Below are 12315 nucleotides of genomic sequence, written 5' to 3'. Positions count from 1 at the left end.
CTAGAGCCAGCCGTTGCGTTTGAAGCCTCGGTGGATGACGAAGGATGCGGTGGCGATGACGGCGAGGACGAGGAGGTAGCCGAAGCGCCAGCGCAGTTCGGGCATGTGGTCGAAGTTCATGCCGTAGACGCCGCACACCATGGTGGGGACGGCGATGATGGCGGCCCATGCGGTGATCTTGCGCATGTCCTTGTTCTGAGCGACGGTCACCTGCGCGAGGTGGGCCTGGAGGATGGAGTCGAGCAGGACGTCGAAGGCGGTGATCTGTTCGGTGACGCGGGTGAGGTGGTCGGCGACGTCCCTGAAGTACGCCTGTATCTCCTTGTTCGACGTAGGTGACGGTCTTGAAGACGGCGAACAGGATGTCGCCGTACTGCTCGACCTTGGGGCGCTGGTGGGCGTGGACGGCGTCCTCGACTGCGAGCGGGTGCAGGCCGAAGAGCTCCCCGACTCCGGCGAACTCCTCCTCGCTGGGTTCGTGCAGGCCCAGCCACACGAAGCCCCCCCGGTGCCTGCGGACGTTCCGGACGGCTTCCTCCACGGAGTCGGTTGGCGGCTGGCGGACCCCGTCGCGGTAGACGACGCAGTTGACGACCGTCGAGCCGAGCGGGGAGCGGGCCGGGTGGCTGAGGTCCACGCGGCGTCGGCTGCGCCGCGCCAGACTCGCGACTTTGCGCAGGTTGCCGACCATCGACATGCGTCATCCTCGTTCACCCGGATCCACTGGCCCCCGGGTCCGGACAGTGTGTCAAACAGTCGTAAGGCGGACGCCAGAGCCACCGCTTCCTGCGGAAGACCAGGTAGACAGCGGCTGGGCAAGGGGTGCGCCGGAGCTCGACGAGTTCGCACTTGAGCTGGTAGACGGCCGACGTCCTGTCCGGCATCTGGGAAAAGGTTGTCCACCTGGTCGGCATCGGCCTCCAGGGCGGTGACGACGTCGAGGTACTGGTCGACGACCGCCGGGGTGGGCCTCCGTAAGGAGCATCACTGCCGCGGAGTGCTTGAGGCGCAGGGCGAACGGCTGCGGGATGGGGCGGCATGGTCGGGTCCGCCCCGGCTAGCCAGGGCATCTGTGTGGTCGTGCTCGAACGGGCAGGCACTCGCCGATGCGACGGATCCCCGAGTGCTCGAAAAGCTCCTCTTCACGCGTCTGTACTCAGGACGTGGCCGCCGCTGGCAGGTCCGGTTCCGGTGTCGCGGGGTGGCTCACTGTCCTCGGCAGGCTCAGCACCATGGTGAGGCCGCCGCCCGGTGTGTCCTCGGCGTGCAGGGTGCCGCCGATGGCCTCGGTGAAGCCGCGGGCGACCGCCAGGCCGAGGCCGACCCCGTTGCCGCGCGGTGAGTCGCCGTAGCGCTGGAAGGGTTCGAAGATGCGGTCCTTGGCCTCGTCCGGGACGCCCGGGCCGCGGTCCACGACCCGGACCTCGACGCGGTCGGCGATGGCGCTCGCCTTCACCAGTACCCGTGTGTCCGCAGGGCTGTACTTGACGGCGTTCTCGACCACGTTGGCCACGGACCGCTCCAGGAGGCCCCGGTCGACGTCGACCATCGGCAGGGTCTCCGGCACGTCCATGTCGACACTGTCCTCGGGGACGCCGCCGAGCGCCATCGGGATCACCTCGTCGAGATCCGTCTCGCGGATGATCGCGGTGACCATGCCGGTCTGCAGGCGAGACATGTCGAGGAGGTTGCCGACGAGGTGGTCCAGCCGGTCGGCGCCCTCCTCGATGGCTTCCAGCAGGTCCGCCCGGTCCTGCTCCGACCACTCGACGTCGTCCGAGCGCAGGGACGTGACCGCCGCCTTGATCCCGGCGAGCGGGGTACGCAGGTCATGGCTGACGGCGGCCAGCAGCGCGGTGCGGATGCGGTTGCCCTCGGCCAGCGCCCGCGCCCGGTCCGCCTCCTCCTGCAACCTCCGGCGGTCCAGGACGACGACGGCCTGCGCGGCGAAGGCCGCGAGGACGCGCCGGTCCTCGGCCGGCAGCACGCGTCCCGTCAGGGCCAGCGCCATGTGGTCGCCGACCGGTACGTCGACGTCCGCGTCGTCGGGGACGGCGCAGGGCTGCGGGCCCACGCTCCCGGCGCAGGTCCAGGGCGCCACGTCACTCTCGCGCTCCAGCAGCGCCACCGACTCCATGCCGAAGGTCTCGCGGACGCGTTCGAGGAGCGCCTCCAGGGTGGTCTCGCCGCGCAGGACGTTGCCGGCCAGGAAGGAGAGGATCTCCGACTCGGCGCGCAGCCGCGCCGCCTGGTGGGTGCGGCGGGCGGCCAGGTCCACGACCGAGGCGACGGACACGGCGACCCCGACGAAGATCGCGATGGCGACGATGTTCTTCGGGTCGGCGATGGTCAGGGTGTGGACGGGCGGGGTGAAGTACCAGTTCAGCAGGAGCGAACCGGCCGCCGCCGAGGCCAGGGCGGGGAAGAGGCCGCCCAGCAGGGCCGCCGCCACCGTCATGGCCAGGAACAGCAGCATGTCGTTGGCGAGCCCCACGTTGGGGGACACGCTGCGCAGCAGCCAGGTCAGCAGGACGGGGCCGCCGAGGCCGGCCAGCCAGCCCCAGATCAGGCGGGATCGGCCGAGGCGGGCGCTCCGGGCGACCGGGAGTCCCCGCCCCTTGCCGGCCTCGTCGTGGGTGATGAGGTGGACGTCGAGGTCGGGCCCGGAGTCGCGGGCGACCGTGGCGCCGACGCCCGGTCCGAAAACGTACTGCCAGCCCTTGCGGCGGGAGACGCCCAGCACGATCTGGGTGGCGTTGACCCCGCGCGAGAAGTCGAGCAGCGCGAGGGGTATGTCGTCGCCGACGACGTGGTGGAAGGTGCCGCCGAGGTCCTCGACGAGGGTGCGCTGGACGGCCAGCTCCTTCGGGGAGGCCGCGGTCAGGCCGTCGCTGCGGGATATGTAGACGGCGAGCACCTCGCCGCCTGCCCCCTTCTCCGCCAGCCGGGCCGCGCGACGGATGAGCGTCCGGCCCTCGGGGCCCCCGGTGAGCCCGACGACGATCCGCTCGCGCGAGCCCCAGATGGCGGAGACGCGGTGCTCGCTGCGGTACTCGGTCAGGTAGGCGTCGACCCGGTCGGCCACCCACAGCAGCGCCAGCTCGCGCAGGGCGGTCAGGTTGCCGGGCCGGAAGTAGTTGGACAGGGCCGCGTCGACCTTGTCCGGCTTGTAGACGTTGCCGTGCGCCATACGACGGCGCAGCGCCTGCGGGGACATGTCGACCAGCTCGATCTGGTCGGCCCGCCGTACGACCTCGTCCGGCACGGTCTCCCGCTGCCGTACGCCCGTGATCGACTCCACGACGTCCCCGAGCGACTCCAGGTGCTGGATGTTCACCGTGGAGACGACGTCGATCCCGGCGGCCAGCAGTTCCTCCACGTCCTGCCAGCGCTTCTCGTTGCGTGAGCCGGGGATGTTGGTGTGGGCGAGTTCGTCCACCAGCACCACTTCGGGGCGGCGCGCGAGGACCGCGTCCACGTCCATCTCCGTGAACGTGCTGTCCCGGTAGGCCAGTTCTCTGCGCGGGGTCTGCTCCAGGCCGTGCAGCATCACCTCGGTGCGCGGCCGGTGGTGGTGCTCGACGAAGGCGACCACGCAGTCGGTGCCCCGCTCCACGCGGCGGTGCGCCTCGGACAGCATGGCGTAGGTCTTGCCGACGCCGGGGGCCGCACCGAGGTAGATCCGGAGCTTGCCGCGTGCCATGTTCACCCTTCGAAGCGGTAGCCCATGCCGGGCTCGGTGATGAGATAGCGGGGGTGGGAAGGGTCCGTCTCCAGTTTGCGCCGCAGCTGGGCCATGTAGACCCGCAGGTAGTTGGTCTTGTTGCTCTGGGAGACGCCCCAGACCTCCTGGAGCAGGTGCTTCTGTGTGATCAGCCGTCCCGGGCTGGTGACCAGGATCTCCAGCAGGTGCCATTCCGTCGGTGTGAGGCGTACGTCGCGATCGCCCCGTACGGCCCTCTTGGCCAGCAGGTCGATGGTGAAGTCGGCCGTCTCGACGAGCCTCGTCCCCGGCGCGAGCGGTACCTCCTCGGTGCGGCGGACGGCGGCCCGCAGCCGGGCGAGCAGCTCTTCCATGCTGAACGGCTTGGTGATGTAGTCGTCGGCGCCCGCGTCGAGGGCGGCGACCTTCTCGTCGGACGCCTGCCGGGCGGACAGCACCAGGATGGGTACGCGGCTCCAGCCGCGCAGGCCCTTGATGACGTCGACGCCGTCCATGTCGGGCAGCCCGAGGTCGAGCATCACCACGTCCGGCTGGCGGGCAGCCGCGAGCCGGAGCGCGGTGGTGCCGTCGGGGGCCGCGTCGACCCCGTACCGGCGTGCCTGGAGATTGATGATGAGGGCCCGTACGAGCTGCGGGTCGTCCTCCACCACCAGCACTCGCGTCATGGGCGTGCGCCTTTCCTGTCGTACGTCGTCGGGCCGTACCGGCTTCATGACGGCGGGAGTCGGCGGACCCGGGTCACTCGCGGACCGCCGACTCCCCCGTGGGTCGCGTAACGCCATCAGCTCTTCGCCGCGAGGTCCTTGAGTGCGACGTTGAGTTCGAGGACGTTCACCCGGGGCTCTCCGATGAAGCCGAGGATGCGGCCGTCGGTGTGGTCGTCGACCAGCTTCTGCACCTGGGCGACCGACAGGCCGTTCTTCTCGGCGACCCGATGGACCTGGATGTCCGCGTACTGCGGGGAGATGTCCGGGTCCAGGCCGGATCCGGAGGACGTCACCGCGTCGGCGGGCACCTCGGACGGCTTCACCGTGTATCCGGCCACCGAGTTGTCCTTGACGACGGCGGCCTTGGCGGCCGTCACCCAGGCGATCAGGTCCTTGTTGTCGGCGGACCGGTTGGTGGCGCCGGACAGGATCAGCTTGTACTGGGTGTTGACGCTGTTGCTGCCGAGGCCGTTGGCCGGGCGGCCCTGGAACCACTTCAGGTCGGGCTCCGGGGTCTCCTGACCCTTCTTCAGCGGCAGGTTGTACGCCTGGCCGATGAGGGACGAGCCGACGACCTTGCCGTCCGCCTTGGTCTCGGAGCCGTTGGCCTGGTCACTGAACAGACCCTGGGCGATGCCGGTCACCACCAGCGGGTAGATGACGCCGGTCACCAGGGTCAGCACGAGGAGGGCGCGCAGGCCCGCCCAGAGCAACCGGACGGTGTTGGTCACTGAGTTGTTCATGATGGATCAACCGATCCCGGGGATGAGGGAGATGAGCAGGTCGATGAGCTTGATGCCGATGAAGGGGGCGATCAGGCCGCCGATGCCGTAGATCGTCAGGTTGCGCCGCAGCATCTTGTCCGCGCTGACCGGCCGGTACTGCACGCCCTTCAGGGACAGCGGCACCAGCGCGATGATGATCAGCGCGTTGAAGATCACCGCGGACAGGATCGCGGAGTCCGGCGAGTCCAGGCCCATGATGTTGAGCCTGTCCAGGCCCGGGTATACGGCCGCGAACAGCGCCGGGATGATCGCGAAGTACTTGGCGACGTCGTTGGCGATGGAGAAGGTCGTCAACGCACCCCGGGTGATGAGGAGTTGCTTGCCGATCTCGACGATCTCGATGAGCTTGGTCGGGTTGGAGTCGAGGTCGACCATGTTGCCGGCCTCCTTGGCGGCCGACGTACCCGTGTTCATCGCGACGCCCACGTCCGCCTGCGCTAGGGCCGGTGCGTCGTTGGTGCCGTCGCCGGTCATCGCGACGAGCTTGCCGCCCGCCTGCTCCCGCTTGATGAGCGCCATCTTGTCCTCGGGGGTGGCCTCCGCGAGGAAGTCGTCGACGCCCGCCTCTTCCGCGATGGCCTTCGCCGTCAGAGGGTTGTCGCCGGTGATCATGACGGTCTTGATGCCCATGCGGCGCAGCTCGTCGAACCGCTCCCGCATGCCCTCCTTGACGACGTCCTTGAGGTGGATGACACCCAGCACCCGGGCGCCCTTGTCGTCCTCGACGGCCACGAGCAGCGGGGTGCCGCCGGCCTCCGAGATGCGGTCGGCGAGCGTATCGGCGTCCTTGGAGACGGTGCCCCCCTGCTCCTTGACCCAGGTGATGACCGAACCGGCCGCCCCCTTGCGGATCCTGCGTCCGTCCACGTCCACACCCGACATCCGGGTCTGGGCGGTGAAGGCGATCCACTCGGCACCGGCCAGCTCGCCCTGACGGCGCTCGCGCAGGCCGTACTTCTCCTTCGCCAGGACGACGATGGAGCGGCCCTCGGGCGTCTCGTCGGCCAGCGACGACAGTTGCGCGGCGTCGGCGACCTCGGCCTCCGTCGTCCCGGTCACCGGCACGAACTCCGACGCCTGTCGGTTGCCGAGCGTGATGGTGCCGGTCTTGTCGAGCAGCAGGGTGGAGACGTCACCGGCGGCCTCGACCGCGCGGCCGGACATGGCGAGCACGTTGCGCTGGACCAGGCGGTCCATGCCCGCGATACCGATCGCGGACAGGAGCGCGCCGATCGTGGTCGGGATGAGGCAGACCAGCAGCGCCACCAGTACGACCATCGTCAGATGGGTGCCGGCGTAGTCCGCGAACGGGGGCAGGGTCGCCACCGCCAGCAGGAAGACGATGGTCAGCGAGGCGAGCAGGATGTTGAGGGCGATCTCGTTCGGCGTCTTCTGCCGGGCCGCGCCCTCGACCAGGTTGATCATCCGGTCGATGAAGGTCTCGCCCGGCTTCGTCGTGATCTTGATGACGATGCGGTCGGAGAGGACCTTCGTGCCGCCGGTGACGGCCGAGCGGTCGCCGCCGGACTCCCGGATGACGGGTGCCGACTCACCGGTGATCGCCGACTCGTCGACGGACGCGACGCCCTCGACGACGTCGCCGTCACCCGGGATGACGTCGCCGGCCTCGCACACCACCAGGTCACCGATCTTCAGGTCAGTGCCGGACACCTGCTCCTCGCCCTTGCCGTCCTTGAGGAGTCGGCGGGCCACGGTGTCGGTCTTGGCCTTGCGCAGGGTGTCGGCCTGCGCCTTGCCTCGGCCCTCGGCCACCGCTTCGGCCAGGTTGGCGAAGACCACGGTCAGCCACAGCCAGGCGCTGATGGTCCAGCCGAACCAGTCGCCCGGGTCCTTGAACGAGAAGACCGTGGTCAGCGCCGAGCCGATCCACACCACGAACATCACGGGCGACTTGACCATCACCCGCGGGTCGAGCTTGCGAACCGCGTCCGGCAGCGACTTCAGCAGCTGCTTCGGGTCGAACAGACCCGCGCCGACACGGCTCTCCTTGTGACCGGTCGGGACATCCTGGTGGGGTGCCCGGGTCGGGGTGGCTGTGGACATCGGGTCCTCTTGCTTCGTTACGTCGGTCGTCATGACGCCAGCCCCTCGGCGAGCGGCCCCAGCGCCAGGGCCGGGAAGTAGGTCAGACCGGTGATGATCAGGATCGCGCCGACCAGCAGGCCGGTGAACAGGGGCTTCTCGGTGCGCAGGGTGCCCGCGGTCACCGGGATCGGCTTCTGCTCGGCGAGCGAGCCGGCCAACGCCAGCACGAACACCATCGGCAGGAAGCGGCCCAGGATCATCGCCAGGCCCAGGGTGCTGTTGAACCACTGGGTGTCCGCGTTCAGACCGGCGAACGCCGAGCCGTTGTTGTTGGAGGCGGACGTGTAGGCGTAGAGGATCTCGGAGAACCCGTGCGCGCCGCTGTTGGTCATCGAGTTGCCGGGGGTGGTCAGCGCCATCGCCGCGGCCGTGAAGACCAGGACCAGGGCCGGGGTGATCAGGATGTAGCAGGCGGCGAGCTTGATCTCGCGGGTGCTGATCTTCTTGCCCAGGTACTCGGGGGTGCGGCCGACCATCAGGCCGGCGATGAAGACGGCGATGACCGCCATGATCAGCATGCCGTAGAGGCCGGATCCGGTACCGCCGGGCGCGATCTCGCCCAGCATCATGCCCAGCATGGTGATCCCGCCGCCCAGGCCGGTGAAGGAGGAGTGGAAGGAGTCCACCGCACCGGTCGAGGTGAGCGTGGTCGACACTGCGAAGATGGACGACGAGCCGACGCCGAAGCGGACCTCCTTGCCCTCCATCGCCCCGCCCGCCAGCTGCAACGCCGGGCCGTGGTGGGCGAACTCGGTCCACATCATCAGGGCGACGAAGCCGACCCAGATGGTCGCCATGGTCGCGAGGATCGCGTATCCCTGCTTCACCGAGCCGACCATGACACCGAAGGTGCGGGTCAGCGCGAACGGGATGACCAGCAGCAGGAAGATCTCGAAGAGGTTGGTGAAGGGCGTCGGGTTCTCGAAGGGGTGGGCGGAGTTGGCGTTGAAGTAGCCGCCGCCGTTGGTACCCAGCTCCTTGATGGCCTCCTGCGAGGCGACCGCCCCGCCGTTGAACTGCTGGTTGCCGCCCATGAACTGGCCGACCTCGTGGATGCCGGAGAAGTTCTGGATGGCACCGCAGGCGACCAGGACGATCGCGGCGACGACGGAGAGCGGCAGCAGGATGCGGGTCACACCGCGCACCAGGTCCGACCAGAAGTTGCCGAGTTCACCGGTGCGGGAGCGGGCGAATCCGCGCACCAGCGCCACCGCCACGGCGATACCGACCGCGGCCGACACGAAGTTCTGTACCGCGAGCCCGGCAGTCTGCACGACGTGGCCCATGGCCTGCTCGCCGTAGTACGACTGCCAATTGGTGTTCGTGACGAACGACGCGGCCGTGTTGAACGCCTGGTCCGGGTCGATCGCCTTGAAACCGAGCGAGCCGGGCATGTGGCCCTGGAGCCGCTGGAGCAGGTAGAGGAAGACGACGCTCACGGCCGAGAAGGCGAGAACGCCACGCAGGTAGGCCGGCCAGCGCATCTCGGTGTTCGGGTTGGCACCGATGCCCTTGTAGATCCACTTCTCGACGCGCCAGTGCTTGTCGGAGGAGTAGACCCTGGCCATGTAGTTGCCGAGGGGGACGTAGGCGAGCGCCAGCGCCGCTATGAGCGCGAGCAGCTGGAGCACACCGGCGAGTACGGGACCCATGCTGTGTCTCAGAACCTCTCGGGGAAGATCAGGGCGAGGACGAGATAGCCCAGCAGGGCGACGGCCACGATCAGTCCGACTACGTTTTCGACGGTCACAGCTTCGTCACCCCCTTGGCGACGAGAGCCACCAGCGCGAAGACCGCGACTGTGGTGACGACGAAGGCCAGATCGGCCATCGCGAACTCCTGGAGTGAGGTTCGGGTGGAACAGACGATTAGAGGAAACCGCCTCTCTGGCCGGATTCGGCCGCCGTTGACGCCTCTCTTACGGCGGCCCCCGCACCTTTGACGGGACTCTTACGCCGCCGGAGGCGAGGGGCACAGCAGCCGGAAGCGCAGCCGGCAGATGACCGCGTCGGTCTCCCTGCGCACGGCGTGGGCGACAACAGCGCCCCGCTGGTTCTGCAGCAGCCGCTGCCACAGCCGCTCCGGCTCGGTCTCCGGGATCAGGACGGTGACCTGGGTGGCCGGTTCCGACGTGGAGAGCTTGCGCAGGTACGCGGCGATGGGACGGCCCAGGCTGCGGCTTTCGCAGGTCAGACGGATCAACGGCACCCCAAGGTCCCACTCCGCCCAGGAGCGCTCCAGCGCGTGCAGCTGGGCCCGGTCCTCGGGGTCGGGGTAGCAGACGGTGACCGCGTGCACCTCGTCGCCCAGGGAGGCCGCCGCGGTCAGCGCCACGGACGTCAGGCGGGAGAGGGACGACACCGGCACGATCACCAGCGAACGCTCGCGATGAGGGGGCTCGGGGATACTGCCCAGGCCCAGGCGCTCCCCGATGCAGACGTAGGCGCGGTGCACGGCGACGAAGGCCGCCACCAGCAGCGGCAGGGTCACCACGACCAGCCAGGCGCCCTCGTCGAACTCGCTCGCGGTGACGACGACCGTGGAGACGCCGGTCAGCAGCGCGCCGAAGCCATTCAGCAGAGCCTTGCCCCGCCAGCCCCGCCCTCGCTCCTGACGCCAGTGCCTCACCATGCCGATCTGGGCAATGGTGAAGCCGACGAAGACGCCGATCGCGAACGGCACCAGGGTGTTGGTATCACCTCCGGAGAACACCAGCAGTGCCGCCGAGACCACGGCCAGGGCCAGCACACCGTGCCGGTGGACCTGCCGGTCGGCCTTCAGCGCGAACACGTGCGGCAGGTAGTTGTCGCGGGCCAGCAGCTTCAGCAGCACCGGCAGCTCGCCGAACGACGTGTTCGCGGACAGGGCCAGCAGGATCACAGTGGCGAACTGGATGACACAGAAAGCCCAGTTGTGGCCGAGGGAGGCGTCCGCGAGCTGGGCGAGGACGGTGACGCCCTCGACCGGCTGGAGATGGAAGCCGGAGATCAGCACCGACAGGCCGATCAGCATCAGGCCGAAGACTGCGCCGAGGGCGACCTCCGCGTGCTGGGCGCGCTTGGCGCGCGGCACCCGGAAGGAGGGCACGGCATTGGCGATGGCCTCGACGCCGGTCAGGGCACTGCACCCGGAGGCGAAAGCTTTCAGCAGGAGCAGGGCGCCCACCGTGGTCGCGTTGTCGGCCGGCACCGACGCGTGACCGTCCGCCGTGGCCGTACTGACGGGGGCGGACCGGAACAGCCCGACGCCGATCAGCCTCTACGACGAGCGCACGCCATCAGCGACACGACGCGCAGACGGCTCCAGCGCTCCCTCGACCTGGAGGAGGCCCGGCTGGCGGACGCCTGAACTGTGCCGGCGAGGCACCACGGAATCCAGCGGGGTGCAGCGGAACGGCGAGCTGGCGAGCTGGCCCTGCATCATGCCGATGAGGCCGGCCGGGAGAAAGCGCGCTGCCGATCAGCGTTCCCGACGGCCGAGCGCCGGAAACGAGAGCGCCCCAACGTTGTGGCGGAGACGGGTCGTGTCCCTGCACCGACTGTCGTCGGTTCGGGGTGCCGAAAGGGGCGGTCGCTCGGGACCACCCCTGTCTGCGGTGGATCAGGATGCTTACGAGGCACGGTGGAAGAGCCGACCGGCGAGGTCGACGCCTGTGACCGCGCCGTTGACGTCGCGGGAGAAGTAGCCGCGCTGCCCCTTGAGGCCGCCTTCAGTGACGATGTACTCGTCGCCGTCGCCGGGAAGGAAGCCGATGTCCGCGGCCGGGTGGTCCGGGGGCATTTCCTCGTCCGATGCCTCGCGGATCTCCGGCTTGATGCCGACCGCCAGGGTGAGACGGGCGCCATCGGTGGCGATGTCGAGGTTCATGGCGTCGATCTCATAGCGGCCGATGACCTGTTGGGCCCGGCCCTCGTCGTACGGGAGCGGCTCTGCCGTCTTCTCGACGACGCCCAGATAGTGCTCGAGTGCCCACCGCACGACGGACTGGTTGAGGGGGTAGCCGTCCGGGCCGGCGTTGGCCAGGGAGACCACCGCGAAGTTGCGCTCGGGCACGAGGAGCAGCTCGGCGAACTGGCCGTTGCCCGAGCCGCCGTGGCCGATGCCGTGGAGGCCGTCCAGGTCGTGCAGGAACCAGCAGATGCCGAAGCCGTCGCCAAGCGTGCTGGCGCGCAGCTCGATCGTCCGCTCCCGCATACGGTGCAGTTCTGCAGCGGGCAGAACACCCTCGCCGTCGCCGAGTTGGAACTGCGCCCAGCGCAGCAGATCACTCACAGAGGAGGCGAGGCCGCCGCCGGGGTTGTCGCCGCGCGCCCCTTCCTTGAACGCTCCCCAGGGCCGGGCGGGGCGCAGTTCGCCGTCGTCGCCGCGGTTGTAGCCCACGGCGAACTTGCGGACCATCACCTCCGCCAGTCCGTACACGGTGTCTGGTAGGCCCACCGGCTCCAGGACCAGCGAGGCCATGGCCTGCTCGAAGGGCAGGCCCGTGACCTTCTCGACGATCCGCCCGGCCAGGTTGTATCCGGCCTGGCTGTATGAGGCGCGGGCCCCGGGCGGGGCGATCAGCGGCAGCCGGGGAAGCTTCGCCACCAGCCCGGCCAGGGAGCGGTCGCCCTCGCCGTCGTCGATCAGGTTCCAGTCCAGGCCGGCGGTGTGGTTGAGCAGGTTCAGGACGGTGATCTGCGCCGCGGCCTGCTCGTCGGCGAGCTGCAGCTCGGGCACGTAGCGCCGCACCGGCGCTTCCAGGTCCACCTTTCCCTCGGCGACCAGGCGCATCAGCGCGGTCGCCGTGAAGGTCTTGGACACCGACGCCAGAGGGAACAGCGTCTTCTCGTCGACCGGCAGCGGATTGCTGAGACTCGTCACACCGTGCGCGGCGTAGATCTCCTGGCCGTCCAGGAGCACCCCGACGGCGACACCAGGAACGCCCAGATCCGTGGCTTGCGCCTTGACGTACTCCGACAGCTTGTGCTGCGACATGACTCCCCCATCAGGC

The 12315-nt window shown here is 69.2% G+C and carries 8 protein-coding genes and 2 pseudogenes; 1 reads left to right on the top strand and 9 read right to left on the bottom strand.

Going from position 1 to position 12315, the window contains the following annotated elements; all coding sequences use genetic code 11:
- The 8 genes and pseudogenes from OG289_RS40090 to OG289_RS40055 form a co-directional block, all read right to left on the bottom strand.
- Positions 1-697: pseudogene (locus OG289_RS40090) on the bottom strand (CorA family divalent cation transporter).
- A gap of 459 nt (positions 698-1156) precedes the next feature.
- On the bottom strand, positions 1157-3703 hold the full coding sequence (locus OG289_RS40085; RefSeq protein ID WP_327318905.1) for a sensor histidine kinase KdpD: 2547 nt from the start codon (positions 3701-3703) through the stop codon (positions 1157-1159).
- 2 nt (positions 3704-3705) lie between these two features.
- Positions 3706-4389, bottom strand: coding sequence for a response regulator (locus OG289_RS40080; protein ID WP_327318904.1), 684 nt, complete (start codon positions 4387-4389; stop codon positions 3706-3708).
- A 116-nt stretch (positions 4390-4505) separates the two neighbouring features.
- Complete coding sequence (locus OG289_RS40075; protein ID WP_327318903.1) at positions 4506-5174, bottom strand: potassium-transporting ATPase subunit C; 669 nt, start codon at positions 5172-5174, stop codon at positions 4506-4508.
- Positions 5175-5180: 6 nt separating this feature from the next.
- Complete coding sequence (gene kdpB / locus OG289_RS40070; RefSeq protein ID WP_327318902.1) at positions 5181-7313, bottom strand: potassium-transporting ATPase subunit KdpB; 2133 nt, start codon at positions 7311-7313, stop codon at positions 5181-5183.
- The gene (gene kdpA, locus OG289_RS40065) at positions 7310-8974 is read right to left on the bottom strand and encodes a potassium-transporting ATPase subunit KdpA (protein WP_327318901.1); all 1665 of its coding nucleotides are present in this window, start codon (positions 8972-8974) and stop codon (positions 7310-7312) included. Before kdpA ends, kdpB begins: the two co-directional genes overlap by 4 nt.
- A gap of 8 nt (positions 8975-8982) precedes the next feature.
- A complete protein-coding gene (gene kdpF / locus OG289_RS40060; RefSeq protein ID WP_010351568.1) occupies positions 8983-9072 on the bottom strand; it encodes a K(+)-transporting ATPase subunit F in 90 nt (29 codons plus the stop codon).
- Positions 9073-9272: 200 nt separating this feature from the next.
- Positions 9273-10577 (bottom strand): annotated as a pseudogene (locus OG289_RS40055) (APC family permease); the annotation flags it as partial.
- Here OG289_RS40055 and OG289_RS40050 point away from each other — a divergent pair.
- On the top strand, positions 10518-10670 hold the full coding sequence (locus OG289_RS40050; protein WP_327318900.1) for a hypothetical protein: 153 nt from the start codon (positions 10518-10520) through the stop codon (positions 10668-10670). The pseudogene OG289_RS40055 and the gene OG289_RS40050 sit on opposite strands and share 60 nt — an antisense overlap.
- 261 nt (positions 10671-10931) lie before the next feature.
- Here the strand turns inward: OG289_RS40050 and OG289_RS40045 are convergent, their stop codons facing one another.
- Complete coding sequence (locus OG289_RS40045) at positions 10932-12299, bottom strand: serine hydrolase domain-containing protein (protein ID WP_327318899.1); 1368 nt, start codon at positions 12297-12299, stop codon at positions 10932-10934.
- Positions 12300-12315 lie beyond the last annotated feature (16 nt).

Source organism: Streptomyces sp. NBC_01235, from assembly GCF_035989285.1.
GTDB lineage: Bacteria > Actinomycetota > Actinomycetes > Streptomycetales > Streptomycetaceae > Streptomyces.
Note: the sequence above shows the minus strand (reverse complement) of the source record. Positions and strands in the feature narration are given on the sequence as shown.

What these genes read in the sequence shown, in the direction of transcription:
- kdpA (WP_327318901.1), bottom strand. Translation starts at nt 8,974, where the DNA reads ATGGGTCCCGTACTCGCCGGTGTGCTCCAGCTGCTCGCGCTCATAGCG.
- kdpB (WP_327318902.1), bottom strand. Translation starts at nt 7,313, where the DNA reads ATGACGACCGACGTAACGAAGCAAGAGGACCCGATGTCCACAGCCACC.
- OG289_RS40045 (WP_327318899.1), bottom strand. Translation starts at nt 12,299, where the DNA reads ATGTCGCAGCACAAGCTGTCGGAGTACGTCAAGGCGCAAGCCACGGAT.
- OG289_RS40075 (WP_327318903.1), bottom strand. Translation starts at nt 5,174, where the DNA reads ATGAACAACTCAGTGACCAACACCGTCCGGTTGCTCTGGGCGGGCCTG.
- OG289_RS40080 (WP_327318904.1), bottom strand. Translation starts at nt 4,389, where the DNA reads ATGACGCGAGTGCTGGTGGTGGAGGACGACCCGCAGCTCGTACGGGCC.
- OG289_RS40085 (WP_327318905.1), bottom strand. Translation starts at nt 3,703, where the DNA reads ATGGCACGCGGCAAGCTCCGGATCTACCTCGGTGCGGCCCCCGGCGTC.